The 26,326-nt window shown below is 69.1% G+C and carries 16 protein-coding genes and 7 pseudogenes; 11 read left to right on the top strand and 12 right to left on the bottom strand.

From position 1 onward, the window contains the following. Positions 1-373: 373 nt before the first annotated feature. Positions 374-1,222 (bottom strand): substrate-binding domain-containing protein, encoded by an 849-nt coding sequence (locus H0I39_RS08450; protein ID WP_180550181.1) that lies wholly within the window; start codon positions 1,220-1,222, stop codon positions 374-376. A gap of 112 nt (positions 1,223-1,334) precedes the next feature. Between H0I39_RS08450 and H0I39_RS08445 the strand changes: the two genes are divergently transcribed. Next, positions 1,335-2,276 carry a LysR family transcriptional regulator gene (locus H0I39_RS08445; RefSeq protein WP_307776789.1) on the top strand — a complete coding sequence of 314 codons (942 nt, stop codon included), beginning with the start codon at positions 1,335-1,337 and terminating at the stop codon, positions 2,274-2,276. On the opposite strand, the gene H0I39_RS08440 is transcribed toward H0I39_RS08445, so the two are convergent. The 4 genes from H0I39_RS08440 to H0I39_RS21905 all read right to left on the bottom strand — a co-directional run bounded on the left by H0I39_RS08440 (position 2,242) and on the right by H0I39_RS21905 (position 4,512). Continuing rightward, positions 2,242-2,511, bottom strand: a complete 270-nt coding sequence (locus H0I39_RS08440; RefSeq protein WP_180550179.1) for a cytochrome C oxidase subunit IV family protein — start codon at positions 2,509-2,511, stop codon at positions 2,242-2,244. The genes H0I39_RS08445 and H0I39_RS08440 overlap by 35 nt on opposite strands. After that, positions 2,492-3,094: a cytochrome c oxidase subunit 3 gene (locus tag H0I39_RS08435; protein ID WP_257645698.1), complete on the bottom strand. Its 603-nt coding sequence runs from the start codon at positions 3,092-3,094 to the stop codon at positions 2,492-2,494. Before H0I39_RS08435 ends, H0I39_RS08440 begins: the two co-directional genes overlap by 20 nt. Positions 3,095-3,288: 194 nt before the next feature. Beyond that, positions 3,289-4,308 carry an SLAC1 family transporter gene (locus H0I39_RS08430; protein ID WP_180550178.1) on the bottom strand — a complete coding sequence of 340 codons (1,020 nt, stop codon included), beginning with the start codon at positions 4,306-4,308 and terminating at the stop codon, positions 3,289-3,291. A gap of 75 nt (positions 4,309-4,383) precedes the next feature. Next, positions 4,384-4,512 (bottom strand): hypothetical protein, encoded by a 129-nt coding sequence (locus H0I39_RS21905; RefSeq protein WP_257645697.1) that lies wholly within the window; start codon positions 4,510-4,512, stop codon positions 4,384-4,386. Between H0I39_RS21905 and H0I39_RS08425 the strand changes: the two are divergent. The 3 pseudogenes from H0I39_RS08425 (at position 4,511) to H0I39_RS08415 (ending at position 9,102) form a co-directional block, all read left to right on the top strand. Beyond that, positions 4,511-5,527 (top strand): annotated as a pseudogene (locus tag H0I39_RS08425) (sulfate ABC transporter substrate-binding protein). The gene H0I39_RS21905 and the pseudogene H0I39_RS08425 overlap by 2 nt on opposite strands. Positions 5,528-5,593: 66 nt before the next feature. Further along, positions 5,594-6,868 (top strand): annotated as a pseudogene (gene gshA / locus H0I39_RS08420) (glutamate--cysteine ligase); the annotation flags it as partial. A gap of 363 nt (positions 6,869-7,231) precedes the next feature. Next, a pseudogene (locus tag H0I39_RS08415) lies at positions 7,232-9,102 on the top strand (potassium transporter Kup). A 183-nt stretch (positions 9,103-9,285) separates the two neighbouring features. On the opposite strand, the gene H0I39_RS08410 reads toward H0I39_RS08415, so the two are convergent. The 3 genes from H0I39_RS08410 to H0I39_RS08400 all read right to left on the bottom strand — a co-directional run bounded on the left by H0I39_RS08410 (position 9,286) and on the right by H0I39_RS08400 (position 12,628). Next, entirely contained in the window at positions 9,286-10,251 is a 966-nt protein-coding gene (locus H0I39_RS08410; protein WP_180550176.1) for a Bug family tripartite tricarboxylate transporter substrate binding protein, read from the bottom strand. Between the two features lie 86 nt (positions 10,252-10,337). Continuing rightward, on the bottom strand, positions 10,338-11,318 hold the full coding sequence (locus tag H0I39_RS08405) for a Bug family tripartite tricarboxylate transporter substrate binding protein (RefSeq protein ID WP_180550175.1): 981 nt from the start codon (positions 11,316-11,318) through the stop codon (positions 10,338-10,340). Between the two features lie 107 nt (positions 11,319-11,425). After that, on the bottom strand, positions 11,426-12,628 hold the full coding sequence (locus H0I39_RS08400) for a CaiB/BaiF CoA transferase family protein (RefSeq protein WP_180550174.1): 1,203 nt from the start codon (positions 12,626-12,628) through the stop codon (positions 11,426-11,428). A 215-nt stretch (positions 12,629-12,843) separates the two neighbouring features. Here H0I39_RS08400 and H0I39_RS08395 point away from each other — a divergent pair, with 215 nt between their 5' ends. The 5 genes and pseudogenes from H0I39_RS08395 to H0I39_RS08375 all read left to right on the top strand — a co-directional run bounded on the left by H0I39_RS08395 (position 12,844) and on the right by H0I39_RS08375 (position 20,454). Then, positions 12,844-14,040, top strand: coding sequence for a benzoate/H(+) symporter BenE family transporter (locus tag H0I39_RS08395; protein ID WP_180550173.1), 1,197 nt, complete (start codon positions 12,844-12,846; stop codon positions 14,038-14,040). Further along, positions 14,037-14,984 carry a glutathione synthase gene (gene gshB, locus H0I39_RS08390; protein ID WP_180550172.1) on the top strand — a complete coding sequence of 316 codons (948 nt, stop codon included), beginning with the start codon at positions 14,037-14,039 and terminating at the stop codon, positions 14,982-14,984. Before H0I39_RS08395 ends, gshB begins: the two co-directional genes overlap by 4 nt. Positions 14,985-14,993: 9 nt before the next feature. Continuing rightward, positions 14,994-17,771: pseudogene (gene ppc, locus H0I39_RS24035) on the top strand (phosphoenolpyruvate carboxylase). A gap of 262 nt (positions 17,772-18,033) precedes the next feature. Further along, positions 18,034-18,666: a CDP-diacylglycerol--serine O-phosphatidyltransferase gene (gene pssA, locus H0I39_RS08380; protein ID WP_180550171.1), complete on the top strand. Its 633-nt coding sequence runs from the start codon at positions 18,034-18,036 to the stop codon at positions 18,664-18,666. A gap of 205 nt (positions 18,667-18,871) precedes the next feature. Then, a pseudogene (locus H0I39_RS08375) lies at positions 18,872-20,454 on the top strand (MFS transporter). 74 nt (positions 20,455-20,528) lie between these two features. Here H0I39_RS08375 and H0I39_RS08370 read toward each other — a convergent pair. Continuing rightward, positions 20,529-21,295 (bottom strand): annotated as a pseudogene (locus tag H0I39_RS08370) (class II glutamine amidotransferase). Positions 21,296-21,302: 7 nt separating this feature from the next. Further along, a pseudogene (locus H0I39_RS08365) lies at positions 21,303-22,789 on the bottom strand (MFS transporter). 60 nt (positions 22,790-22,849) lie between these two features. Here H0I39_RS08365 and H0I39_RS08360 point away from each other — a divergent pair. Further along, a complete protein-coding gene (locus H0I39_RS08360) occupies positions 22,850-23,236 on the top strand; it encodes a c-type cytochrome (RefSeq protein ID WP_180550170.1) in 387 nt (128 codons plus the stop codon). Here the strand turns inward: H0I39_RS08360 and H0I39_RS08355 are convergent, their stop codons facing one another. Beyond that, positions 23,237-23,461, bottom strand: coding sequence for a cysteine-rich CWC family protein (locus tag H0I39_RS08355; protein WP_180550169.1), 225 nt, complete (start codon positions 23,459-23,461; stop codon positions 23,237-23,239). 83 nt (positions 23,462-23,544) lie between these two features. Between H0I39_RS08355 and H0I39_RS08350 the strand changes: the two genes are divergently transcribed. After that, entirely contained in the window at positions 23,545-23,922 is a 378-nt protein-coding gene (locus H0I39_RS08350; protein WP_180550168.1) for a TraR/DksA family transcriptional regulator, read from the top strand. A gap of 138 nt (positions 23,923-24,060) precedes the next feature. Here the strand turns inward: H0I39_RS08350 and H0I39_RS08345 are convergent, their stop codons facing one another. Next, a complete protein-coding gene (locus H0I39_RS08345) occupies positions 24,061-26,280 on the bottom strand; it encodes a malate synthase G (RefSeq protein WP_180550167.1) in 2,220 nt (739 codons plus the stop codon). Positions 26,281-26,326 lie beyond the last annotated feature (46 nt).

Below are 26,326 nucleotides of genomic sequence, written 5' to 3'. Positions count from 1 at the left end.
TGACGCTCATCAAGGAAGCTTGACTGTCAAGCAGTCTCCGACCCTGTTGTGGGAGCGGGCTTGCCCGCGATCAGGCGCCTCGTCGCCACCAACGCTTGATCGCGGGCAAGCCCGCTCCCACACGGCGGATGCGGCCCGAGCGTCATCTGACGCTTCTTGATCATGAAGCAAGGAAGATCGCCACCCTCACTTGTGAAACCTGAAGCCGCGCAAGGTTTTCACCATCTCGTTCTGCGCCTTTTGCGAAGTCTTGGCGTCCTCTGCGTTCAAGAATTCAGCGCATCTTCCAGTCGACAGCTCTCCCATCAACCCGCTGTGCTGAAGGCGCACCTGCCTGCGCGTCCGTTGCCGGGCACGACGCGGCGCCGATGCTTCATGGCTTGCGCGCCACCGGGCTCAGCCCGGTCGATTCGATCACGCCCGCCGCGGCCGGCGAGGCCAGGTAGCGGATGAAGCGGCGCGCGCCCTCGGGGTTGGGCGCGTCCTTCAGCACGCCGGCCGAGAAGAACACCTTCTGCTGCACCTCGTCGGGCAGCGGGCCCAGGTAGTCCAGCTCGGTGAAGGGCAGCAGCTCGCTGGCCTGCTGAAAGCCCAGCTCTGCGTCGCCGCGCGCCACCACGGCGCCGACGCGCTCGCTCATGATCTTCTTCGCCGTCACCTTCATGCGGTCGGCCACGCCGAGCTTGGGGAACAGCTCTTCCGACAAATAGGTGCCGCTGGCGCTGGCCGAATAGGCGACCGACTTGGCGTTCAGCAGCGCGGCCTTCAGCGCCGGCACGCTGCTGATGTCGGGCTTGGGTGTGCCCTTCTTCACTGAGGCCCCGATCAGCGAGCGGCCCAGGTCCACGCGGCTGCCCGGCACGGCCTGGCCCTTGGCGATGAAGCCGTCCAGCGCCGAATCGGCCAGGATGATGATGTCGAACTTCTCGCCGCGCGCCAGCCGGCTCGGAATCGAGTCCGGCGCCGTGCCCATCGAGGCGCCGTAGCTGCTGACGATCTTCACGCCGCTGGCCTGCTCGTACAGCGGCGCCAGCACCTTGTAAGCCGCGGTGAAGCCGCCCGAGCTGACCACGCGCACCTCGTTGACGGGCGCGGCAGCCGGCGCCTGCAGGCTGCCGGTGCTGCTGCAGGCGCCCAGCAGCGCCACGCTGACGGCGACGAAGGCGCGGCGCGTCAAGGTGGCTGCGGCGCGCGCGGGTTGGCGGGGTGGGGTGGGGTGCATGGGGTGTCTCCTGGTGGTGCTGGCGTGGTTCATGCGGAAGCCGGGCGCGATGCTAGGGTTTGTCGCCTGCGATGTGAATTGCATCTTTCTTCAAAATTGATGCATGAAACGCATGAATTTCGATCTGGCCGAACTGCAGGCGTTCGTCGCCGTGGCCGAGCGGCAGAGCTTTCGCGCCGCGGCCGAGGCGCTGCACCTGTCGCAGCCGGCGCTCAGCCGCCGCATCGACAAGCTGGAGGCGGCGCTGGGCACGGCGCTGCTGGCGCGCACCACGCGGCGCGTGGCGCTCACCGCCACGGGGCGCGACTTTCTGGCGCCGGCGCGGCTGGCGCTGGGCAGCCTGCAGGACGCGGTGCTGCGCCTGGCCGGCGACAAGGCGCTGCGGCGCGGCCAGGTGCGCGTGGCCTGCGTGCCCACGCTGGCCACGCAGGTGCTGCCGGCGGTGCTGCGGCCGTTCGCGGCGCGCTTTCCGGGCGTGCGCGTGCAGCTGCTCGACGGCAGCGCCAGCGCCGTGCTGGCGGCGGTCACCGGCGGCGAGGCCGATTTCGGCATCGACTTCGTCGGTGCGCAGGCGCCCGAGGTGCGGTTTGCGCAGCTCGGGCGCGAGCCCTACGTGCTGGTGCTGCCGCGCACGCACGCCTGGGCGCGGCGGCGCCAGGTGCGCTGGGCCGAACTGGCGGACGAGCGCATGGTGGCGGTGTCGCGCCGCAGCGGCAACCGCGTGCTGATCGACCAGGCGCTGGCCGAGCTGCCGGCGCGCCCGGAAGTCTTCCACGAGGCCGAGCACGTGGCCGGCGCGCTGGCGCTGGTCGAGGCCGGGCTGGGCCTGGCCGCGCTGCCGCGGCTGGGCGTGCCGGCGCGCCATGCCACGCTGGCGGCGGTGCGGCTGGTGGAGCCGGTGGTCGAGCGCGTGCTGGGCCTCGTCACGCCGGTGGACCGGCCGCTGCCGCCGGCCGCCGCGGCGCTGCACGATCTGCTGGCCACCGCGCTGCCCGGTCGCTGGCTGACGCCGATCGCCCCTAGCGCTGCGCCAGCGCGTACGCCAGCACGATGAGCAGCGTGATGAAGCTCAGCCCGCCGATCAGCGCCCAACGCCAGGCGGCCGGCGCGTGGCGCAGTTCCATGAACTCCAGGATCACGCCCACGCCCTTCAGCCAGGCCAGCCCGAACACCAGCGCCACGATGGACAGCCGCGGCACGGCCAGCGCACCGGTGTGGCCCAGCCACCAGGTGAAGGCGGTGGCCGCCAGCAGCAGCAGCCAGATGAGGTCAAGCAGCTTCGGTTTCATCGCAGTCACCGCATGACGTAGACGAGGGAAACAGCACCAGCCACAGCAGATCGACCAGGTGCCAGAAGGCGGCGGCCGTCTCCAGCGCGTGGCCGTTCAGCGCGTCGCGGCGCTGGCGCATCAGCCCCACGCCCACCAGCCCCAGCGCCAGCAGGCCGGCCAGCACGTGCAGCAGGTGGAAGCCGGTGAGGATGAAATAGAAGTCGAAGAACAGGTTGTCCTGCCCCAGGCCGATGCCCTGGTCGAACTTGTCGCCGTATTCCTTCAGCTTCAGCCCCACGAAGCCCGCGCCGCCGGCCATGCCCGCGGCCAGCCAGCCCAGCGCGGTGCCGCGCGTGCCGCCGCGCACCGCCAGCACGGCGCGCGCCACGCACCAGCTGGCCGTCAGCAGCAGCGCGGTGTTGATGGCGCCGGCGCTCAGGTCCAGCTGCTGCTGCGCGGCGTTGAACAGCTCCAGGTGCCGCACCCGCGTGAACGCGAAGGCGCCGAACAGCACGCAGAAGGTGGCGCCCTCCAGCAGGATGACGTACCAGATGAACACGTCACCCGGCAGGCGTGGGGCAGGGCGGGCGGCGGCGGGCATGGGGCGATCAGGCGGCGGCGGGCGGGGCAGGCGGCCGGTGGCTGACGATGAAGCAGGCGATAGCCATTTGGCGGGCTTTACCGATTCATGAAAAAGAGCTGCTGGCGCCCACTGTTCGGGCGCAAGCGGCGTTTTCATGGTCAAGAAAATCTGACAAGTCCCCCCTTCCAGCCGCCGGCGGCGCTGCGGCCCGCTCATTGCGGCCCCGGCGCCGTGGGGCTGCCCGGCACGGCGACGATGGCGACCGGCTCGGGCTGCAGCAGGCTGCCTTCGCGCCAGCCCTTCCAGGTGGCGATACCCAGCACCACGGTCACCAGTGAGGCCAGCGCCAGCGCCATCATGGCCGGCGCCTGCGCGCCCGGGTGCTGCACCGCCAGCCGCAGGCTCAGCGAGGCGAACGCCGCCAGCGGAAAGCCCATCGACCAGAAGGCGATCGAGAACGGCTGCGCCAGCATGCGGCGGCCGATCTGCGCGCTCCACAGCAGAAAGAACAGCGCCACGCCCCAGCACATCCAGCCCAGTACCACGGGGCCGCCCAGCTGCAGCGCCGCGGTGCCGATGACCGCCGGCGGCGCGATGCTGATGAAGGTGGTGGGCAGCAACCGCTCGGGCCACATGCCGTGCGTGGCGATGCGCGCGAACAGCAGCGCCAGCAGCACCGGCCACAGCAGCAGGCCGATGCCGAACTGCGCCGCCGCCCAGGCGCCCGCGCCCAGGCTCGTGCCGGCCAGCGGCGCCAGCACGTTGCCCACCACCGGCACGATCAGCACCGGCGTCAGCGCCGGCCAGCTGAAGGCCTGGGTCTTGTCGGCGCTCAGCCAGCGCGCCAGCACCCACAGCGTGACGCCGAACTGCGCCAGCGAGCCCAGCCACCACAGCCCCACCACCCACCATTCGGCGCCGAACAGCGAGGCCGCCACCGTGGCCACCAGGATCAGCGACACCGGCAGCGTGGCGATGAAGCCGTGGCGCACCGGGTGCTTCATGTCGCCCGCCACCGCCTCGGGGTAGTGCTGCCAGCGCATCCACGACAGCACCAGCAGGCCCAGCAGCGCCAGCGCCGCCGCGGCGCCCAGCACCAGCGCGCCGGCGCCGGCCATGTCGCCCAGGATCGGCGTGGCCCGCCCCCAGGCCAGCGACAGCCCCGCCAGCGTCATGACGACGGCAAACCAGTTGAAGGCGAGGTACTTCAGGGCATCGGGGCGTTGCGGCATGGGGTGATGATGCCACGATGGACGCTATTTTTCAATAGCTTCAGGCGCCGTGTGGTCAAGCGCTGCGGCGGCATTTCATTCAATGCCTTGGGTAAGCCGGCGGCGCCCGGCATAAGCAAACAAGAAAGAATCGTTCCCGCGCGCGGCGTCCGCCGGCAGCATCGCGGCCTTCTCAACACGATTGGTCTGCAGGAGTTTCGCCATGTCCCTTCGCCGCCGCACCGCCCTGCGCGCGCTGGCCGCCGCCACCCTGGCCGCCACCGGCGCGCCGGCGTTCGCGCAGCCCGCGCCCGTGACGCTGCTCAACGTCAGCTACGACCCCACGCGCGAGTTCTACGTCGCCTTCAACCAGGCCTTTGCCGCGCACTGGAAGGGCAAGACCGGCCAGGTCGTCACTATCAAGCAGTCGCACGGCGGCTCGGGCAAGCAGGCGCGCGCCATCATCGACGGGCTGGCCGCCGACGTGGCCACGCTGGCGCTGGCCGGCGACACCGACGCGCTGCACGCGCACGGCGGCTGGATCCCGAAAGACTGGCAGAAGCGCCTGCCGCACAACAGCGCGCCCTACACCTCCACCATCGTGCTGGTGGTGCGCTAGGGCAACCCCAGGGGCATCAAGGACTGGGAAGACCTGGCCAAGCCCGGCGTGAAGGTCATCACCCCCAACCCCAAGACCAGCGGCGGCGCGCGCTGGAACTACCTGGCGGCGTGGGAATACGCCCGGCGCAAGCTGGGCGGCGACGCCAAGGCCAAGGACTTCGTCGCCCGGCTGTACGCCAACGTGCCCGTGCTCGACACCGGCGCGCGCGGCTCGTCCGTCAGCTTTGCCCAGCGCGGCCAGGGCGACGTGCTGATCGCCTGGGAGAACGAGGCGCACCTGCTGAACAAGGAGTTCGGCGGCCGCTTCGAGATCGTCTACCCCAGCCTGTCGATCCTGGCCGAGCCGGCGGTGACCGTGGTCGACCGCAACGTCGACCGGCGCGGCACCCGCGCCGTGGCGCAGGCGTACCTGGACTACCTGTACAGCGACGAGGGCCAGGACTTGGCCGGCCAGCACTTCTACCGGCCCACCTCCGACAAGGCCGCGGCCCGGTATGCGAAGCAGTTCCCCAGGCTTCAGCTCTTCAGCATCGACCAGGCCTTCGGCGGCTGGGCGCAGGCCAGCCAGGCGCACTTTGCCGACGGCGGGCACTTCGACCAGATCTACACCGCCCGTTGAACGTGGCGCGGCGCGCCGCGGCAGCCCACTACACTGGCGGGCACTGTCGCCTCACGCCCGCCGCCCATGGTTCCTCACCTCGTCACTGCCCTGTCCGGCCCCATCAACGAGCTGGAGCAGCGCATCCTCGACGCCACGCCGGTGATCGAGCGCTGGTTCCGCCTGGAGTGGATGGAGCACACGCCGCCGCTGTACTGCTCGGTCGACATCCGCAACGCCGGCTTCAAGCTGGCGCCGGTGGACACCAACCTGTACCCCGACGGCTGGCACAACCTGTCGGCCGACGTGCTGCCACTGGCGGTGCAGGCGGCGCAGGCGGCCATCGAGAAGATCTGCCCCGAGGCGCGCAACCTGATGATCGTGCCCGAGAACGGCAAGCCCGGCAGCTTCTACCTGGCCAGCCTGGCGCGGCTGCAGGAGATCTTCCGCATGGCGGGGCTGAACGTGCGCTTCGGCTCCATCGACCCGGCCATCAAGCGCAGCAGCACCATCGCGCTGCCCGACGGCGAGACGCTGACGCTGGAGCCGGCGCAGCGCACGCGCTACCGGCTGGGGCTGAAGCACTTCGACCCCTGCACCATCCTGCTGAACAACGACCTGTCGGCCGGCGCGCCCGGCATTCTGGAAGACCTGCACGAGCAGTATCTGCTGCCGCCGCTGCAGGCCGGCTGGAGCGTGCGGCGCAAGAGCCGCCACTTCCAGTGCTATGAAGAAGTGAGCAAGCGCTTCGGCAAGCTGCTGGGCATCGACCCGTGGCTGATCAACCCCATGTTCGCCAGCTGCGGCGAGGTCGACATCCGCGAGGCCAGCGGCGGCGAATGCCTGCGCACCAACGTCGATGCGCTGCTGACCAAGGTGCGCCGCAAGTACAAGGAGTACGGCATCAACGAGAAGCCCTTCGTCGTCGTCAAGGCCGACCAGGGCACGCACGGTGCGGGCCTGCTGACGGTGCGCGACGTGAAGGATCTGGAGCCGCTGCTGCAGAAGCCGCGCGCCAAGGCGGCGCAGATCGTGCCCCGGGGCGAGGTGATCATCCAGGAAGGGGTGCTGACGCACGAGCGCATTCACGACGCGGTGGCCGAGCCGGTGGTGTACATGATCGACCGCTACGTGGTGGGCGGCTTCTACCGCGTGCACGCCGAGCGCGGCGAGGACGAGAACCTGAATGCGCCCGGCGCGCACTTCGTGCCGCTGGCCTTCTCCAGCGCGGCGCAACTGCCCAAGCCGGGCGCCAAGGCGGGCGCCAGCGCGCCCAACCGCTTCTACATGTACGGCGTCATCGCGCGTCTGGCCATGGTGGCGGCCAGCTACGAGCTGGAAGCGACCGACCCGGAGCTGCAGAGCTGGAGTGAGTCGCCACGAACGTGTCGCCGACCCTGTGCAGGGTGCAAAACAAGTGATAGCGATTTGAAGCCATGTGTTGCCATCAATATGGGAGCTGCTTGCGCCTGATTTTCAAGCGCGAGAGGCTGTTTTCGATATCCGAATAATTCGGTAAGTCCCCCGGCCTTGATGCCCCGTGCCACCGCACCTGGCCCGCGCAGGTCGCCGGTGACATGCACCCAGTTGCCGGCGCACGACAACCACCGCACCGGCTCGCCAAAAAGACCGCCACAGCCGCGCCGCACCGGCGCACAATCGCGCCAACGCATTCTTGGCGCCGCGCCCCACCCCGCTGTTTCAGGCCAGGGCCGGCGACTTTCTGTGTCCGCCTCCAAATCCTCTCTCGGCGCCCTCACTCTGGGCGCCATCGGTGTCGTCTACGGCGACATCGGCACCAGCGTGCTGTACACCATCAAGGAGGTGTTCGGCTCGGGCCACGTACCGTTCACGCATGGCAACGTGTACGGCGTGCTGTCCATCGTGTTCTGGACGCTGACCATCATCGTCTCGCTGAAATACGTCACCCTGGTGCTGCGCGCCGACAACCATGGCGAGGGCGGGCTGGTCGCCATGCTGGCGCTGGCCTCGCAAAGCGTGAAGGACAAGGCGCCCGCGCTGCGCAAGTGGATGCTGCTGATCGGCATCTTCGGCACCTGCCTGTTCTATGGCGACGGCGTCATCACCCCGGCCATCACGGTGCTGTCGGCGGTGGAGGGGCTGGACGTGGTCTCGCCCGCGTTCCGCAAAGCGGTGATACCGGTCACGCTGGCGATTCTGTTCGTGTTGTTCTGGGTGCAGAAGCGCGGCACGGCGGGCATCGGCCGCTTCTTCGGGCCCGTGATGGTGCTGTGGTTCCTCGTCATCGCGGCGATGGGCGTGTGGCACATCATTGACCACCCCGAAATCCTGTGGGCACTCAGCCCGCACCACGCGCTGCGCTTCATCTTCGCGCATCCGGGCATCACCTTCATCATCCTCGGCGCGGTGGTGCTGTGCGTGACCGGCGGCGAGGCGCTGTACGCCGACATGGGGCACTTCGGCAAGAAGCCGATCCGCGTGGCCTGGTTTTCCATCGTCATGCCCTGCCTCACGCTCAACTACTTCGGCCAGGGCGCGCTGCTGCTGGCCGAGCCCGAGGCGGTGGAAAACCCTTCTTCCACATGGCGCCCGAGTGGCTGACGCTGCCGCTGGTGGGCCTGGCCACCATGGCGGCCGTGATTGCGTCGCAGGCGCTCATCAGCGGTGCCTTCAGCGTCACCAAGCAGGTCATCCAACTCGGCTACCTGCCGCGCCTGCAGATCCGCCACACCAGCACCAAGGACACGGGGCAGATCTACATGCCCTTCGTCAACTGGGGCCTGTTCGCGATGATCGTGCTGGCGGTGGTGCTGTTCCGCTCGTCCAGCAACCTGGCGGCGGCCTACGGCATCGCGGTGACGCTGGACATGACGATCACCACCGTGCTCACCTTCTTTGTCATCCGCTACGGCTGGGGCTATCCGCTGGCGCTGTGCATCGCGGCCACGGGCTTCTTCTTCGCCATCGACATTGCCTTCTTCAGCTCCAACCTGCTCAAACTGTTCCAGGGCGGCTGGTTCCCCATCCTCATCGGCGGCGCCATCTTCATGCTGATGACCACCTGGAAGGACGGGCGCGAGCAGCTCAACCAGTCGCTGCGCGACACGTCCATCGACCTCGCGTCCTTCCTCGAATCGGTGTTCGTCAGCCCGCCGGCGCGGGTGGATGGCACGGCGGTGTTCCTCACGGCGCAGCCCGACATCGTGCCCAACGCGCTGATGCACAACCTGAAGCACAACAAGGTGCTGCACCAGCAGAACCTGTTCGTCACCGTGCGCAGCCACGAAGTGCCGTGGATCGGCATGGACAAGCGCCTGAGCGTGGAGCCGCTGGGCCACGACTGCTGGCAGGTGACGCTGAACTACGGTTTCAAGAACGACATCAACCTGCCCAAGGCGCTGGCGCTGCTAACCGGGCGCGGCATCGACCTGAACCCGATGAGCACCAGCTACTTCCTCTCGCGCGACATCGTCACGCCCACGCTGGGGCAGGGCATGGCACTGTGGCGCGAAAAGCTGTTCGCGCAGATGCACCACAGCGCCACCGGCGCGGCCGAGTTCCTGAACCTGCCCAGCAACGCGGTGGTGGAACTGGGCAGCAAGGTGGAGATCTGATGGGCTGCCATATACTCCCAATGCATATGGCCGCTGGCGCCCTGAAACAGGGCGCTAACATCTTATACTCCCGATCAATCCATGCGGGATGGTGGCGTTGCGCCCCACCGGCCCCGGCTCATTCGTCATGCCGGCGCCAGCCGGCGGTCGTTCGTCATTCGTCATTCGTCATTGGGCCAGCCCTCAGTCCGCCTCGATCTGCGACGCCTTGATGACGTTCGCCCATTCGGCGTAGTCGGCCTTCACCTTGTCGCCCAGCTGCGCGGGCGTCTGGTAGTCGGCCGTGGCGCCTTGCTCCAGCGCCTTCTGCTTGAAGGCCGGGTCGGCCATCACCTTCTGCACATCGGCGGCCAGCTTGGTGGCGATGTCCTTGGGCATGGCGGCGGGCGCGAACAGGGCGAACCACGACGTGGGTGTGAGCTTGGGGTAACCCGCCTGCGCGGTGGTCGGCACATCGGGCAGGCTTTGCAGGCGCTCGGCGCCCGTCACGGCCAGCACGCGCAGCTTGCCACCCTGGATGTGCTGCATGAAGGGCGGCGCGGTGCCGAAGGTCAGCTGCACCTGGCCGGCCAGCAGATCCTGCAGCGCCGGGCCGGTGCCCTTGTACGGCACGTGCACCATCTTGATGCCGGCCTGCTGCTCGAGCATGGCTCCCGTCACGTGCTGCAGCGAGCCGTTGCCGGACGAGGCGTAGTTCAGCTTGCCCGGGTTGGCCTTGGCGTAGGCCACCAGCTCGGCCAGCGTCTTGGCCGGCACGTCGTCGCGCACCACGATGATCTGCGGCGCCGACAGGATGTTGGCAATCGGCTGGAAGTCGGCCAGCTCCCACTGGCGCTGCTTCATCAGGTGCGGCGAGATGACGTGGTAGCCCGAGTACTGCATCAGCAGCGTGTAGCCATCGGCCGGCGCGCGCTTGACGATGCCCGCTGCGATGGCACCGTTGCCGCCGCTCTTGTTGTCGACCACCACCTGCTGGCCCACCACCGTGCTCAGGCCCTGCGCCAGCATGCGGCCGGCCAGGTCGGTGGTGCCGCCCGCCGCGGCGGGTACGACCAGCGTGATCGGCTTGCTCGGGTAGCCCTGCGCGAACGCGCTGCCGGCCACCAGCGCGGCGGTCAGGGCGATGAAATGCTTGCGGGTGAGTTGCATGGTCTTGTCTCCTGTTGACTATGAATTAAATAGCTGCTCGCGCTGGATGGGCGGGCGCTGAAGGCTGATTTAGCTTGTTTTTCAGGTCAGTCCACCTTGGCGCCGGTGTCGGCCACCACCTGCTTCCACTGCGCGAGGTCGGATTTGACCAGGGCGCCCAGCTGCGCCGGCGTGCCCTTGAACGGCTCGGCGCCCACGCCGGCCAGCTTGTCGATCACGTCCTTGTCGTCCAGCGCCTTCATCACCTCGGCATTGAGCTGGTCGACGATGGCCTTGGGCGTGCCCGCCGGCGCGAACATGCCGTACCACGGCGTCTTGCCGAAGCCCTTGATCGTCTCGCCGATGGTGGGCGCATCGGGCAGCGCGGCCACGCGCTTCTCGTTCACCACGCCCAGCACCTTCAGCTTGCCGCTCTTGATGAAGGCAATCGACGACGGCAGCGACTGCACCGACAGCGGCACCTGCCCGCCCACCACGTCGGTGGCGGCGGCAGCCGAGCCCTTGTAGGGCACGTGCGTCAGTTCGATGCCGGCGGCCTTGCCCAGCATCTCGCCGATCAGGTGGTTCAGCGTGCCGTTGCCGGCCGAGGCGATGTGGTACTTGCCCGGGTTGGCCTTGGCCAGCGCGATCAGCTCCTTCACGTTGTTGGCCGGAAAGCTCGGGTGCGCCGTCAGCACATAGCCCGCGTGGGCCAGCGGCGCCACGGGTTCGAAATCCTTCACCGGATCGAAGCCGGTGCTCTTGTACAGCCAGGGGTTGATGACCTGCGCGCTGTCGGCCTGCACCAGCAGCGTGTAGCCGTCAGGCTTGGTCTTGGCCACCCAGGCCGTACCCACGTTGCCACCCGCGCCCGGGCGGTTGTCGATGACGACCGACTGGCCGATCTGCTGCGACAGCTTCTGACCGATGACGCGCGCGATGGCGTCGTTGGCACCACCGGCGGCCTGCGGCACGACGATGGTGATGGGCTTCGATGGAAAGCGCTCCTGCGCCGTGGCACCGAAGGCCGTGACACTGGCGAGCATCAGCACGGCCAGGTGGCGGCGCCGCAGGGTGGGGGTGGTCATCAAGGGTCTCCTGTTCAACTTCAGTCAAGGGTTCAATTGTCATGCCCCGCCTGCAGGCGGGCGGAACGCAATTCAGGCCCGGCCGCCGGCACCTTGCCACGGCCTGCTCACTGGATGATGGCCTTGTCGCGCAGCGTCGCGATCTGCTCGGCGCTCAGGCCCATCTCGCGCAGCACGGCATCGGTGTCGTCGCCCACATGCGGCGCGTTGCTGCGCACGGTGCCGGGCGTGGCCGAGAGCTTGGGCACGATGCCGGGCACTTCGACGGTGTAGCCGTCGCGCGTGGGCTGCTGCAGGATCATGTCGCGGGCGCGGTAGTGCGGGTCTTCGGCGATGTCCTTGGCGGTGTAGACCTTGCCGGCGGGCACGCGCGCGGTAGCCAGGGCGTCCAGCACCTGCTGCACGGTGCGCGGCTTGGTCCAGTCGCCAATCGCGGCGTCGATCTCGGCCACGCGCGCCACGCGGCCGGCGTTGTCGGCCAGGTCGGGCGCCGCGCCCAGGTCGTCGCGGCCGATGGTGGCCATGAGGCGCTTGAAGATGCTGTCGCCGTTGCCGGCCACCAGCACCCAGCCATCGGTGCAGGCGTAGGCGTTGCTGGGCGCGATGCCGGGCAGGGCGCTGCCGGCGGCCTCGCGTACGGCGCCGAAGGCGCTGTATTCGGGGATCAGGCTTTCCATCACGTTGAACACCGCCTCGTGCAGCGCCACGTCGATCACCTGGCCGGCGCCGCCGTTCACCTTGCGGTGGTACAGCGCCATCATCACGCCGATGACGCCATGCAGCGCCGCCAGCGTGTCGCCGATCGACACGCCCACGCGCACCGGCACGCGGCCCGGCTCGGCCGTGAGGGCGCGCAGGCCGCCCATGGCTTCGCCGATCACGCCGAAGCCCGGCAGGTCGCGGTACGGCCCGGTCTGGCCGTAGCCCGAGATGCGCAGGATGACCAGGCCCGGGTTCAGCGCATGCAGTTCGTCTGGCGACATGCCCCAGCCTTCCAGCGTGCCGGGGCGGAAGTTCTCCACCAGCACGTCGGCCTCGGCGATCAACTGACGTGCGAGCTGCTGCCCCTCCGGCTGGCGCAGGTCGATGGCCACCGAGCGCTTGTTGCGCGACTGCACCTGCCACCACACCGAGGTGCCGTTCTTGATGAGGCGCCAGTTGCGCAGCGGATCGCCCGCGCCGGGCGGTTCGATCTTGACCACATCGGCGCCGAACTCGCCCAGCGTCTTGCCGGCGAACGGGCCGGCGATGAGCTGGCCCATCTCGACCACGCGCACGCCGGCCAGGGCCATGGGGGCGGGGGCATTCATGTTCGTCTTCTCCGTGGGTGGGCGGCAGCGCGGGCGGCCGCAGGTTGTGAAGTCTTCTATCCTACGGTGCGCCGCGCGCGCGGTCACGTGCAGGTGGTGCTGCTGCAGTGTGGCAGCTGATTCATGGTCAAATCGGCCTCCAGCGCCCGTCCTGAAAGCGCGGGCAGCTATCAATAACAAAGCATTGTGGCCTTGCGCCAAGCCCTTCTTCAGCCATGCGCTTTTTCAAGGACCTGAGCCCTTCGGCCGCCACCGCCGGCGTGGTGGCGGTGCTGGTGGCCTACAGCAGCTCGGTGGCCATCGTGTTTCAGGCGGCGCGCGCGTTCGGTGCCACGCCGGAGCAGGTCGCCTCGTGGATGTGGGCGCTGGGCCTGGGCATGGGGCTGTGCACCGCGCTGCCCTCGCTGGTGCTGCGCCAACCGGTGATGGTGGCCTGGTCCACGCCCGGCGCGGCCGTGCTGGCGACGGCCGGGGTGGCGGGCGGCTTCGGCATGGGTGAGGCCGTGGGCGCTTTCATGGTGTGCGCGCTGCTCATCGTCGTGGCCGGCGCCACCGGCTGGTTCGAGCGCGTGATGAACCGCATCCCCATGGCGATTGCCGCAGCGCTGCTGGCCGGCGTGCTGGCGCGCTTCGGGCTGCAGGCGTTCGAGGCGGCGCCCGCAGCGCTGCCGCTGGTGCTGACGATGCTGGGCGTGTACCTGCTCGGTCGCCGCCTGGCGCCGCGCTACGCCGTGATGGCCACGCTGCTGGCCGGCATCGCGGTAGCCGGGCTGGTGGGGCAGATCAGCTCGCCCGGCATCGCCAGCGTGGGCGATGCGCTGGCGCGGCCGGTGTTCATGGCGCCCGTGTTCACCTGGCAGGCGGTGGTCAGCCTGGCGCTGCCGCTGTTCGTGGTGACGATGGCCTCGCAGAACCTGCCCGGCGTGGCGGTGATGCGCGCCACCGGCTATGCGCTGCCGGTGTCGCGCCTGATCACGCTGGCGGGCATCGTTACGCTGCTGCTGGCGCCGTTCGGTGCCTTCGCGCTCAACTTCAGCGCCATCACCGCCGCCATCTGCATGGGCGACGAGGCCCACCCCGACAAGGCGCGGCGCTACACCGCGGCCACGGTGTGCGGGCTGCTGTACATGGCGCTGGGCGTGTTCGGCGCGGTGATCGCGGCGCTGCTGGCGGCCTTTCCGAATGCGCTGGTGCTGGTCATCGCCGGGCTGGCGCTGCTGGGCAGCATCGGCAGCGGGCTGACGCAGGCGCTGCAGGAAGAGGGCACGCGCGAGGCGGCGCTCATCACCTTTCTCGTCACGCTCAGCGGTGTCGTCATCGCGGGCATCGGTTCGGCCTTCTGGGGCGTGGTGGCCGGCAGCGTGGCGCTGTTTGTGCAACAGTACGGCCGAAACCAACCCACCGCACCATGAAACTGCTCTTCGTCGCCGACCCCATCGAATCCTTCAAGGCCTACAAGGACACCACCTACACCATGATGCGCGAGGCGCAGCGCCGCGGCCACGCCATTGCCGTGTGCGAGCCGCGCCACCTGCGCTGGCAAAGCGGTGGCCAGGTGATGGCGCAGGTGCGCGACATCCGCCTGACGGGCAATGAGGATGACTGGTTCACCGAGGTCGGCACGCGCGATCTTGCGCTGAGCGAATTCGACGCCGTGCTGATGCGCAAGGACCCGCCCTTCGACGCCGAATTCATCTACGCCACGCACCTGCTGGAGCAGGCCGAGCGCGAAGGCGCGCGCGTCATCAACAGCCCGCAGGCGCTGCGCAACCACCCGGAGAAGCTGGCGGTGATGGAGTTCCAGCAGTACCTTGGCCCGACCCTGGTCACGCGCTCGCCCGAGGACGTGAAGCGCTTCCACGCCGAGCACGGCGAGATCGTGCTGAAACCCCTGGACGGCATGGGCGGCATGGGCATCTTCCGCGTCGGGCCCGACGGGCTGAACTTGGGGTCAATCACCGAGACGCTGAACCACCACGGTGCCACCACCTTCATGGTGCAGAAGTTTCTGCCCGAGATCGTGGCAGGCGACAAGCGCATCATCCTCATCGACGGCCAGCCCGCGCCCTACGTGCTGGCGCGCATTCCGCAGGGCAGCGAAGTGCGCGGCAACCTGGCCGCGGGCGGCAAGGGCGTGGCCCAGCCCCTCACCGACACCGACCGCGCCACCGCGCTGGCCATCGGCCAGGTGCTGGCGCCGCGCGGCCTGCTGCTGATCGGGCTCGACATCATCGGCACCAAGGTGACCGAGATCAACGTCACCAGCCCCACGGGCTTCCGCGAAATCCTCGACCAGACGGGTTGTGACGTGCCCGCGCTGTTCGTCGATGCGGTCGAGCGGGCCGTGGCACGCTGAGTCCGCCTCATGAGCCGATCAGACACCGCCACCGACGACCCGGCCACGCCCGACAAGGACACGCCGCTGCGCGACGACATCCGCCTGCTGGGGCGCATCCTGGGCGACACGCTGCGCGAGCAGGAGGGGCAGGCGCTGTACGAACTGGTCGAGCAGGTGCGGCGCACGGCCATCCGCTTTGCCCGCCACAACCACCCCGAAGCGCGCGCCGAGATGGCGGCGCTGCTCGACCCCTGCCGCAGGACCAGGCGCAGGTGGTGGTGCGCGCCTTCAGCTACTTCCTGCAACTGGCCAACATCGCCGAGGACGAGCACCACGTGCGCCGCCGGCGTGCGCACGACCTGGCGCAGTCGCCGCCGCGCGAGGGCAGCCTGCCCTTTGCACTCGACCGCCTGGCGGCCGATGGCGTGGCCGCCGATACGCTGGCCGAGCTGCTGGGCCGCGCGCTGGTGGCCCCCGTGCTCACCGCGCACCCCACCGAGGTGCAGCGCCAAAGCCTGATCCACAACCACCGGCTGATTGCGGACCTGCTGGACCAGCGCGAACGCCTGCAGCTCACCCCCGACGAGGCCGCCGACAACGACGTGCAGCTGACCGATGCCGTGCTGCGCATGTGGCAGACGCGCATGCTGCGGCCGGTGCGGCTGAACGTGATCGACGAGGTACGCAACGGCATCAGCTACTTCGAAGAAACTTTCTTCACCGAGTTGCCCCGGCTGTACCTGCAGGCCGAGCAGCAGCTGCGCCAGCGCTATCCCGAACGGACGTGGCAGCTGCCGCCGTTGTTTCGCGTCGGCAGCTGGATCGGCGGCGACCGCGACGGCAACCCTTTCGTCACCGCCGAGACGCTGCAGCAGGCCATGCGCCTGCAGGCGTCGATGGCCTTTGCGCACTACGAGGCCGAGGTGCACGCGCTGGGCAGCGAGTTGGCGCTGTCCGAACTGTTCCTGCAGCCCACCGCCGCCTTGCGGGCGCTGGCCGAGCGCGCGGGCGATGCGTCGCCCCAGCGCGCCGACGAGCCTTACCGCCGCGCGCTGATCGGCATCTACGCGCGCCTGGTCGCCACGCAGCGGGGCTGAACCCCGACACGCCGCCGCGGCATGGCGTGGCGGTGGCCGAGCCGTATGCCGATGCCGACGCACTGGGCGCCGATCTCGCCGTGCTGTCGGCCTCGTTGCGCAGCCACGGCAGCGGCGCCCTCGCGGCTGGCCGGCTGGCCCGGCTGCAGCGTGCGGTGCAGGTGTTCGGCTTTCACCTGGCACCGATCGACCTGCGCCAGAACTCCGACGTGCACGTGCGCACCGTGGCCGAACTGCTGGCGCTGGCGGGGCGTTGCGCCGATTACGCGGCGCTGCCGGAAGCAGCGCGCGTGGCCCTGCTGACGGAAGAGCTGGCATCGACGCGGCCGCTGCGCTCGCCGTACCTGGACTATTCCGAAGAGACACGCTCCGAACTCGCCATCTTCGACGCGGCCCGCGAACTCCGCGCGCGCCATGGCGCGGCCGCCATCGTCAACTGCATCATCTCCAAGACGGATGGCGTGTCGGACATGCTGGAGCTGGCGCTGCTGCTGAAGGAAAGCGGCCTGCTGCGCCCCGGCCCGAAGCCTCAGGCCGACGTGAACCTGGTGCCGCTCTTCGAGACCATCGAAGACCTGCAGCGCAGCGCGCAGACCATGGACGCGCTGTTCCGCCTGCCCGGCTACCGCAGCCTGGTGGCGGCGCGTGGCGACGAGCAGGAGGTGATGCTTGGCTATTCCGACAGCAACAAGGACGGCGGCTTCCTGACCTCGGGCTGGGAGCTGTACAAGGCCGAGATCGCGCTGGTCGAGGTCTGCCGCGCGCACGGCGTGCGGCTGCGCCTGTTCCATGGCCGGGGCGGCTCGGTCGGGCGCGGTGGCGGGCCGTCGTACCACGCCATCCTGGCGCAGCCACCGGGTGCGGTGTCGGGCCAGATCCGGCTGACCGAGCAGGGCGAGGTGATATCCGCCAAGTACGGCACGCCCGAAACGGGCCGCCGCAACCTGGAGGTGCTGCTGGCCGCCACGCTGGAGGCCAGCCTGGCCCGGCAGGAGGGCGAGGCCGCGGCGGTCGATCAGTTCCAGGCCGTCATGGACGATCTCTCACAACGCGCCTTCCAGGCCTACCGCGCGCTGGTCTACGAAACACCGGGGTTCGCCACCTACTTCCAGCAGTCCACCGTGGTGTCCGAGATCGCGGCGCTCAACATCGGCAGCCGCCCCGCGGCGCGCAAGTCGTCGCAGCGCATCGAGGACCTGCGGGCCATCCCTGGGTGTTCAGCTGGTCGCAGTGCCGCCTCATGCTGCCGGGCTGGTACGGCTTCGGCTCGGCGGTGGAAGGCTATCTGCAGGCGAACCCGGATGGTCTGGTCAGCCTGCGCTGCATGCGCGCGTCGTGGTCGTTCTTCGCCAGCCTGCTGTCGAACATGGACATGGTGCTGGCCAAGACCGACATGGCCATCGCCTCGCGCTACGCCGATCTGGTGACGGATGCCGAACTGCGCGCCAAAATCTTCGAGCGCATCTGCGCTGAGTGGGCACTCACACGCCGCCACCTGCTGGCCATCCTGGAGCAGGATGAACTGCTGGCCGACAACCGCCAGCTCAGCCAGTCGCTGCAACTGCGTTCGCCCTACATGGACCCGCTCAACCACCTGCAGGTGGAGTTGCTCAAGCGCTACCGCGAGGGCGACACCAGCCCGCGCCTGGCCACTGGCATCCACATCACCATCAACGGCATCGCGTCAGGCTTGCGCAACAGCGGGTGAGGGTTCTCTGTGGTTGAAAATCGAGGAGGTATAGGGTGTTTAAGTTTATCTGATAAGCGCTAACAGCCTGAATGTATGGGAGTATATGGTGCGCCGGCACGGGCACGCTTCATAGCCTGTGCCAGATCGAATCGCACGCGTTCCACATAGTGATCCGACGACGGTGGCACGGAGCGAGGCAGGCGGCACGGCGGCAAAACCGATCCCCCATTCGCGCCCTTCGCTGACATCGCCAGCCGCCGCGCTCAGGCAGACTGGCTTGATGAGCGAAACAGCAGCGCCGAAGAAAAAGCCCTTCTCGATGATCCGCGAGTTCCACCTCGCGGACTGGTTCACGCTGGCCAACGCGGTGTGCGGGGTGGGGGCGATGTTCGCCATCATCACGTTCATCCAGACCGGCGAGGTGCACCACGTGTACTACGCCTGCGCGCTGGTGCTGGCGGCGCTGGTGTTCGACATCTTCGACGGCCGCGTGGCGCGCTGGCGGCAGAAGTCGTCGCTGCTGGGGCGCGAGCTGGATTCGCTGGCCGATGTGATCTCGTTCGGCGTGGCGCCGGCGCTGATCGCCTACGGCGTCGGCATGCAGGGGCTGTGGGACCGCATCATCCTGTGCTTCTTCGTCGCCTGCGGGGTGTCGCGGCTGGCGCGCTTCAATGTCACGGCCGAGGCCATGTCGGCCGGCGGCGACAAGGTGAAGTATTTCGAGGGCACGCCGATCCCCACTTCGATCCTGCTGGTGGCGCTGCTGTGCGTGGCCGCGGCCGTGGGCGCCATCGGGCCGGCCCTGTGGGGTGGCTCGCTGAAGATCGCCGGCTACACGCTGCACCCGCTGGTGCTGCTGTACGCGCTGTCGGGCTCGCTGATGATCAGCCGCATCCGCATCCCGAAGCTCTGATTCTTTACAAGTCAAATCGGCCTCCGGCGCCTGTCAATCAAGCGCAGACAGCTATTGATTGAATAGTGTCAGGCGCTGCGCCCCGTGGCGCATTGGCCTATCATCGGCGGCTTCCCATGCCCGATTCCGATCGCCCGGCGGCCGCGGCCGCCCCTCATCCGCCGACCTTGGCCCGCTGGCGCCGTTCCAGCACGGTGTGTTCACCATGCTGTGGAGCACCTGGCTGATCGCCAACCTGTGCATGTGGATGAACGACGTGGCGGCGGCCTGGCTGATGACCACGCTGACTTCCACGCCGATCTGGGTGGCGCTGGTGCAGACGGCGGCCACGCTGCCCGTGTTTCTGCTCGGCCTGCCCTCGGGCGCGCTGGCCGACATCCTGGACCGCAAGCGCTTTTTGTTCTTCACCCAGGTGTGGGTGGCGGTGGTGGGCGGGCTGCTGGCGCTGGCGATTTTTCTGGACGTGGTGACGCCGCCGCTGCTGCTGGTGCTGTTGTTCCTCAACGGCGTGGGGCTGGCGCTGCGCTGGCCGGTGTTCTCGGCCATCGTGCCCGAGCTGGTGCCGCGTGCCAAGCTGCCGGCGGCGCTGGCGCTGAACGGCGTGTCGATGAACGCCTCGCGCATCATGGGGCCGCTGATCGCCGGTGCCGTCATCGCCAGCCTGGGCAGTGCCTGGGTGTTCCTGCTGAACGCGCTGCTGTCGGTGGGCGCGGCGGTGGTCATCACGCGCTGGCGGCGCGAGCACAAGCCTGACCCGCTGGGGCGCGAAAGCCTGCGCGGCGCCATGCGCGTGGGGCTGCAGTACGTGGCGCAGTCCTACCACCTCAAGGGCGTGCTGCTGCGCATCGGCATCTTCTTCTTCCACTCCACCGCGCTGATGGCGCTGCTGCCGCTGGTGGCGCGCCACATCAAGGGTGGCGATGCCGGCACCTTCACCGTGCTGCTGGCGGCCATGGGGGCAGGTGCCATCGCCTCCACCTTCGCGCTGCCGCGGCTGCGGCAGACGTTCTCGCGCGACAAGGTGGTGCTGCTGGGCGCCGGCGTGCAGGCGGCCACCATGGCCATCATGGCCGTCAACACCAACATCTGGCTCGGCGTGCTGGCCATGGCGCTGGGCGGCGCGGCGTGGCTGACCACGGCCAACACGCTCAGCGTGTCGGCGCAGATCAGCCTGCCCGACTGGGTGCGCGCGCGCGGTATGTCGATGTACCAGATGGCCATCATGGGCGCGTCGGCCTCGGGCGCGGCGGTGTGGGGCCAGGTGGCCACCTGGAGCAGCGTGCCCGTGGCGCTGGGCCTGGGCGCGGCCAGCGGCATCGCCGCCATGGCGCTGGCCAGCTGGCGATGGCCCGACCGCGGCGTGATGGAAGACCCCACGCCCGCCGGCCCCTGCCGCGCCCCAACGTCACCGCGCCACCAGAGAGCGGTCACGTGCTGGTGACCATCGAATACCGCATCGACCCCATCGACGCGCCGGCCTTCCGCGCGCTGATGGAGGAAAGCCGCCGCTCGCGCCTGCGCCAGGGTGCGGTGGGTTGGGAGCTGCTGCACGACATCAACGAGCCGGGGCGCTTTGTCGAGGTGATCGAGGACGCGTCATGGACCGACCACCTGCGCCGCTTCGAGCGCGTCAGCGCCGCCGACGTGGCGCTGCGCGAGCGCAAGCTGGCTTACCACCTGGGCGATGAACCGCCCGTGGTGCGGCGCGCGGTGCGCGAGACGACGGTGCGGGGGCTTGAGCATGGGGCTGCGGGTGTAGGCAGGGTATTTGTGCATACTCCTGCATAGGTGACTGCTTGCGCCCGACTATCGGGCACAAGAGCAATATACTCCTGTTTGACGCTGGTGCTGCGACGCTGCCTTCAGGCTTCCAGCGGCGCCCCATCCACGAACACCTTCAGCTCGCCGGGCGCGAACGGCGTCCACTGCTCGTCGCGCGTCAGCGGCGTGGTGGCCACCACAGCCACGCGGTCGCTGGGCGTGGTGTGCTCGGCAAAGTTGACCGACAGGTCCTCGTCCGCCAACTGCGCGCTGGCAAACGGGTGCTGGCGCACGATGTAGCACAGCTTGGTCGAGCCGTGCGCCCACAGCGCCTCGCCGTTGGAGAGCAGCATGTTGAAGGTGCCGTGGCGCGCCACCTGCGGCACCAGCTCGCGCAGCGTGCGCGTCAGCTCATCCACCGGCGGCACACTGGCGTGGGCCTTGGCCAGCTCCTGCATCAGCCAGCAGAAGGCCTGCTCACTGTCGGTGCTGCCCACGGGGCGGAAGTGGCCGTGCAGGCGCGGCGCGTAGTCCTTCAAATCGCCGTTGTGGGCGAACACCCAGTAGCGGCCCCACAGCTCGCGCACGAAGGGGTGGCAGTTCTCCAGCGTCACCGCGCCCACCGTGGCCTTGCGGATGTGCGAGATGACGTTGCGGCTCTTGATGGGGTAGCGGCGGATCAGCTCGGCCACGGGCGATTCGGCCGCGGCACCCGGGTCGACGAACAGGCGCGCGCCGCGCCCTCGAAGAAGGCAATGCCCCAGCCATCGGCATGGTGGTCGGTGCGGCCGCCGCGCTGCGCGAAACCGGCGAAGCTGAACGTCACGTCCGTCGGCGTGTTGCAGTTCATCCCCAGCAGCTGGCACATGGGGCGATTATGCGATCCGCTCCGGCGGCTGCACGGGTTGGTTCAGGTGCCGCGCGGCCAGCATGGCCAGCCCGCACAGCGCGGCCAGGATGAGGAATACGTCGTCGAACGCCGCCAGCCGCGCGGCGCTGGGCGGGCCGTCGGTCAGCGAGGCCCCGCGCGCCACCAGCCGCCATTCGAGCAGGATGCCGCACAGGCTGACGCCCGCCGCGCCACCCAGCATGCGCACGAAGTTGATGGTGCTGGAGCCCTGCGGAATCAGCGCCTTATCCAACCCGCGCATGGCGCCCAGGTTGAGCGAGGGCAGGATGAAGCCGAGGCCGATGCGGCCGATGACGGTGATCGCCATCAGCAGCCACAGGCTGGATTGCAGCCCGATCACCACCATGGCGGCAAACGATAGCGCCAGCAGCGACAGGCCCATGCTCACCAGCCCGCTGGCGGGTTGCCGGTCGGCCGCGCGCGCCGCCAGCGGAATCGCCAGCGCCAGCACCAGGCCCGAGGGCAGCAGAATGCTGCCCACCAGCGAGGCCGACAGCCCCAGCCCCATCTGCATGTACACCGGCAGCAGGTAGGTGGAGCCGAACAGGGCGGTGCCGTAGATCAGCGCCACCAGCGCGCCCATGGCAAACGGCCGCCAGGCAAACAGCGCCAGGTTCATCAGCGGCGCCTGCCCCGCCGCGCGCGCCGCCGCTGCCAGGCAATGAAGGCCACCAGGCACACGGCCGCCAGCGTCAGCAGCAGCGCGGCCTCCATCGGCGGGCCGCTGCGCAGCGCCACCAGGCCGTTGAGCAGGCTCAGCGTGCCCATGGTGCCCACCGTCAGGCCGATCCAGTCGAGCGACTCGGCCCGGCTGGCCGCTGCGCCGCCCGGCCCCGTGGTGGGCACGTAGCGCCGCGCCATCCACAGGCACAGCGCACAGAACGGCGCCACCATGAAGAAGATCGATCGCCAGCCGAAGGCATCGACCAGCAGGCCGCCCACCGACGGCCCCAGCGCTGGCGCCAGTACCACGCCCATGCCGAACAGCCCGCTGGCGCGGCCCTGCTCGTGCGGCTCGAAGGCGCGCATGATGATGATGGCCGGGATCGGCTGCACCACGCCCGCGGCCAGCCCCTCGGCCACGCGCGCCACCAGCACCAGCGGGTAGTTTTGCGCAAAGCCGCCCAGCAGCCCGCCGGCCAGCAGCAGCACCATGCAGCCGTTGAAGGTGGCGCGGTAGCCGAAGCGCGCCAGCAGCCAGGGCGTGACCAGCATCGACACCGTGCTGGCCACCATGAAGCCGCTGGTGACCCACTGCGCGCGCTCCTGCCCCAGCGCGAACTGGTGCGACAGCCCCGGAATCGCCACGTTGACCACGGTGGACGACATGATCGAGGCCATCACCCCCACCATCACCGTGGCCAGCAGCAGCCAGCGGTAGCGCGGGCCGTAGCGGGCGCGCAGCGCCTCGCCCGAACCGGGCACGGGCGCTGGGCTAGAGGGGCTGGACATGGGGTGGGCGCGGGCCAAAAGGGACTGAGCATAACGGCGCCGCAGCGCTATCATGGCCGCATGAAAACCGCTCCCTGGGCCTTGGCCACCTTCTCTGCCGCCGTGCTGGCCCTGGCGGCGCTCCAACCCGCGCAGGCGCAGGACGCAGCGGCGGCGCAGCCGCGGTCGGGCATGCCCGTCGGCTCGGCGCTGGCGGCCGACATGGGCTGCCTGAACTGCCATGGCACGCCGCCGCGCGGCGACGCGCCCGCCTTCAAGGCCATGCGCGAACGCGCCGCCAGCCGCGAGGGCGACCGCAGCGGCATCGCCGCCCACTGGGTGGAGGAAATGCGCGCCACCACCAGCGGCTGGCGCACCATCGTCGGCCACCGCCAGGTCAGCGACGAGACGGCGCGCGCGCTGGCCGACTGGCTGGTGCAGCCGCTGCCGGCCAAGCCGGTGAACTGATCAGCCGGGCGCCGGCGCGGCGCGTTCGGCGCAGGTGCGGCAGATGCAGGCCTGCCGGCGCGCTTCGGGCGGCAGCCGATCCAGCAGCGCGGGCGAGAAATCCACCTGCGTGCACCAGCAAGGCGGCTGCGGCTGGCCGCTGGCGCGCTCGGTCTCCATGGCGCAGGCGTTGGACTGGCCGCACAAGGGGCAGCGCGTGGGATCGGTCACGGTCTGGGGGTGCATGCGGGTGGTATTCTGCGGGACAGGCGCCTGCCGCAGGCGGCGCAGTCGAGTTTGTGCTTTTTGATGATTGCAGGAGAGAAGAGATGAGCGATGCCCTGACCCCGGCCCAGCTGAAGGAGCTGAAGGATCTGCTGCTGGCCCGCCGCAAGGAGCTGCAGGACGAGATGGAGCAGAACCTGGCCAACCTGGCGCCGGCCGAGCGCACCAGCAGCGTGTCGCAGGACGAAAGCGCGCGCCTGAAGAACCAGACGCGCGAGGTCGATTCGGTGCTGACCACGCTGGACGCGCAGGAACTGGCGCGCATCGACCGTGCGCTGGAGGCCATGGAAGCGGGCGACTACGGCCTGTGCGACGAGTGCGGCTGCAACATCCCGTTCGAGCGCCTGAAGATCGAGCCGATGACCCAGCACTGCGTGGCCTGCAAGTCGGCCTGGGAGCAGAAGCAGGGCATCCGCGGCTGAACGCGGCAGCGCGGCCATGCAGCAAAAGGGCGCCGGCGGCGCCCTTTTGTTGGTCTGGATATGGGTATGCATCGCCAGCGCTTGTGCAGCAAGCGCTGGCGGATGACATATGGGGAGTATATGCTTCCCTCCGAATGCTCAGGCCCCCGCCTTCACCTTCTGCCGCCAGGCGTGCAGCAGCGGCTCGGTGTAGCCGCTGGGCTGTTCGACACCCTTGAACACCAGATCGCACGCGGCCTGGAAGGCGGCCGACTTGGCGAAGTTGCCGTGCATGCGGCGGTACAGCGGGTCGCCGCCGTTCTGCTGGTCGACCAGCGCGGCCATGCGCTCCATCGTGGCCTGCACCTGGCCCTTGCTGACCACGCCATGCAGCAGCCAGTTGGCCATGTGCTGGCTGCTGATGCGCAGCGTGGCACGGTCTTCCATCAGGCCGATGTGGTTGATGTCGGGTACCTTGGAGCAGCCCACGCCCTGGTCCACCCAGCGCACCACGTAGCCCAAGATGCCTTGGGCATTGTTGTCCAGCTCCTGCTGCTTCTCGTGGTCGGTCCACTTGGCCTCGGGCACCACGGGGATGGTGAGCAGGCCGGTCAGCAGCTCGTCGCGCAGGACGTTGACGTCGGCCTTGGCCAGCTCGGCCAGCAACTGCTTCTGCACGTCGCTGACCAGCACCTGGTGGTAGTGCATGGCGTGCAGCGTGGCGCCGGTGGGGTTGGGCACCCAGGCGGTGTTGGCGCCGGCCTTGGGGTGGCCGATCTTCTGCTTCATCATCTCGGCCATCAGGTCGGGCGCGGCCCACATGCCCTTGCCGATCTGCGCCTTGCCACTCAGGCCGCAGGCCAGGCCCACCAGCACGTTGTTGCGCTCATAGGCCTGGATCCAGGCGCTGGTCTTCATGTCGCCCTTGCGGTACACCGGACCGGCCTGCATGCAGCTGTGCATCTCGTCGCCGGTGCGGTCCAGAAAGCCCGTGTTGATGAAGGCCACGCGCGATTTGGCGGCGTCGATGCAGGCCTTGAGGTTGACGGAGGTGCGGCGCTCCTCGTCCATGATGCCCAGCTTGACGGTGCTGTCGGCCAGCCCCAGCAGCTGTTCGACGCGGCCGAACAGCTCGTTGGCGAAGGCCACTTCGGCCGGGCCGTGCATCTTGGGCTTGACGATGTACAGGCTGCCGGTGCGCGAGTTGCGCAGGCCGTTCGCGCCCATGCCGCGCAGGTCGTACATGCCGATGGTGGTGGTGATGGCGGCGTCCAGGATGCCTTCGGGGATTTCCTTCCATTTGCCGTCGCTGCCTTTCCACAGCACGGCAGGGTTGGTCATCAGGTGGCCGACGTTGCGCACGAACATGAGCGAGCGTCCGTGCAGCGACACCTCGCGCTTGCCGTTGGCGGCGGTGTAGACGCGGTCGGGGTTCAGGCCGCGCGTCATCATCTTGCCGTCCTTCTCGAACGACTCGGTCAGCGTGCCGCGCAGGATGCCGAGCCAGTTGCGGTAGCCCAGCACCTTGTCCTCGGCGTCGACGGCGGCCACCGAATCCTCCAGGTCGAGGATGGTGGAGACGGCGGCCTCGACCACCAGGTCGGCCACGCCGGCCGGGTCGTTCTTGCCGATGGGCGACTTGGGGTTGATGCGGATGTCGAGGTGCAGGCCGTTGTGCACCAGCAGGATCGAGGTGGGCGCCTTGGCATCGCCCTGGTAACCCACGAACTGGCGGTTGTCCGCCAGCTTGCTGCTCTTGCCGCCCTTGAGCTTGACCACCAGCTCGCCGTCCTTGACCACGTAGCCGGTGGAGTTGACGTGCGAGCCCTTCTTGAGCGGCGCGCAGCGGTCGAGCACGTGGCGTGCCCACTCGATCACCTTGGCGCCGCGCTTGGCGTTGTACTTGCTGCCTTTTTCCAGGCCCTTGGTTTCGGCAATCACGTCGGTGCCGTACAGCGCGTCGTACAGACTGCCCCAGCGCGCGTTGGCGGCGTTGAGTGCGTAGCGGGCGTTGAGGATGGGCACCACCAGCTGCGGGCCGGCCTGCACGGCCAGCTCGTCATCGACGTTGGCGGTGGTCACCTGCACGCTGGCGGGGTTGGGCACCAGGTAGCCGATGCCTTCCAGAAAGGCGCGGTAGGCGCGCATGTCCTTGATGGGGCCGGGGTTGGCGCCGTGCCAGGTGTCCAGCTCTTTCTGCAGGCGGTCGCGCTCGGCCAGCAGGGCGGCGTTCTTGGGCGCCAGGTCGGTCACGAGGCTGGAGAAGCCCTGCCAGAAGGTGGCCGGCGCCACGCCCAGGTCGGGCAGCACCTCCTGGTTGACGAAGTGGTACAGCTCGTTGGCGATCTTCAGGTCGCGGACGGTGGTGCGTGCGGTCATGGCGGGCCTCTGGTGCAAAAAACAGGAATCGGGCGCCCCATGCACC

Source organism: Ottowia beijingensis, from assembly GCF_013423955.1.
Lineage (GTDB): Bacteria > Pseudomonadota > Gammaproteobacteria > Burkholderiales > Burkholderiaceae_C > Ottowia > Ottowia beijingensis.
Note: the sequence above shows the minus strand (reverse complement) of the source record. Positions and strands in the feature narration are given on the sequence as shown.

Excerpts from the sequence above, each read along its gene's own strand:
- H0I39_RS08450 (WP_180550181.1), bottom strand. The coding sequence starts at position 1,222 with ATGCACCCCACCCCACCCCGCCAACCCGCGCGCGCCGCAGCCACCTTG.
- H0I39_RS08445 (WP_307776789.1), top strand. The coding sequence starts at position 1,335 with ATGAATTTCGATCTGGCCGAACTGCAGGCGTTCGTCGCCGTGGCCGAG.
- H0I39_RS08440 (WP_180550179.1), bottom strand. The coding sequence starts at position 2,511 with ATGAAACCGAAGCTGCTTGACCTCATCTGGCTGCTGCTGCTGGCGGCC.
- H0I39_RS08435 (WP_257645698.1), bottom strand. The coding sequence starts at position 3,094 with ATGCCCGCCGCCGCCCGCCCTGCCCCACGCCTGCCGGGTGACGTGTTC.
- H0I39_RS08430 (WP_180550178.1), bottom strand. The coding sequence starts at position 4,308 with ATGCCGCAACGCCCCGATGCCCTGAAGTACCTCGCCTTCAACTGGTTT.
- H0I39_RS21905 (WP_257645697.1), bottom strand. The coding sequence starts at position 4,512 with ATGGCGAAACTCCTGCAGACCAATCGTGTTGAGAAGGCCGCGATGCTG.
- H0I39_RS08410 (WP_180550176.1), bottom strand. The coding sequence starts at position 10,251 with ATGCAACTCACCCGCAAGCATTTCATCGCCCTGACCGCCGCGCTGGTG.
- H0I39_RS08405 (WP_180550175.1), bottom strand. The coding sequence starts at position 11,318 with ATGACCACCCCCACCCTGCGGCGCCGCCACCTGGCCGTGCTGATGCTC.
- H0I39_RS08400 (WP_180550174.1), bottom strand. The coding sequence starts at position 12,628 with ATGAATGCCCCCGCCCCCATGGCCCTGGCCGGCGTGCGCGTGGTCGAG.
- H0I39_RS08395 (WP_180550173.1), top strand. The coding sequence starts at position 12,844 with ATGCGCTTTTTCAAGGACCTGAGCCCTTCGGCCGCCACCGCCGGCGTG.
- gshB (WP_180550172.1), top strand. The coding sequence starts at position 14,037 with ATGAAACTGCTCTTCGTCGCCGACCCCATCGAATCCTTCAAGGCCTAC.
- pssA (WP_180550171.1), top strand. The coding sequence starts at position 18,034 with ATGAGCGAAACAGCAGCGCCGAAGAAAAAGCCCTTCTCGATGATCCGC.
- H0I39_RS08360 (WP_180550170.1), top strand. The coding sequence starts at position 22,850 with ATGAAAACCGCTCCCTGGGCCTTGGCCACCTTCTCTGCCGCCGTGCTG.
- H0I39_RS08355 (WP_180550169.1), bottom strand. The coding sequence starts at position 23,461 with ATGCACCCCCAGACCGTGACCGATCCCACGCGCTGCCCCTTGTGCGGC.
- H0I39_RS08350 (WP_180550168.1), top strand. The coding sequence starts at position 23,545 with ATGAGCGATGCCCTGACCCCGGCCCAGCTGAAGGAGCTGAAGGATCTG.
- H0I39_RS08345 (WP_180550167.1), bottom strand. The coding sequence starts at position 26,280 with ATGACCGCACGCACCACCGTCCGCGACCTGAAGATCGCCAACGAGCTG.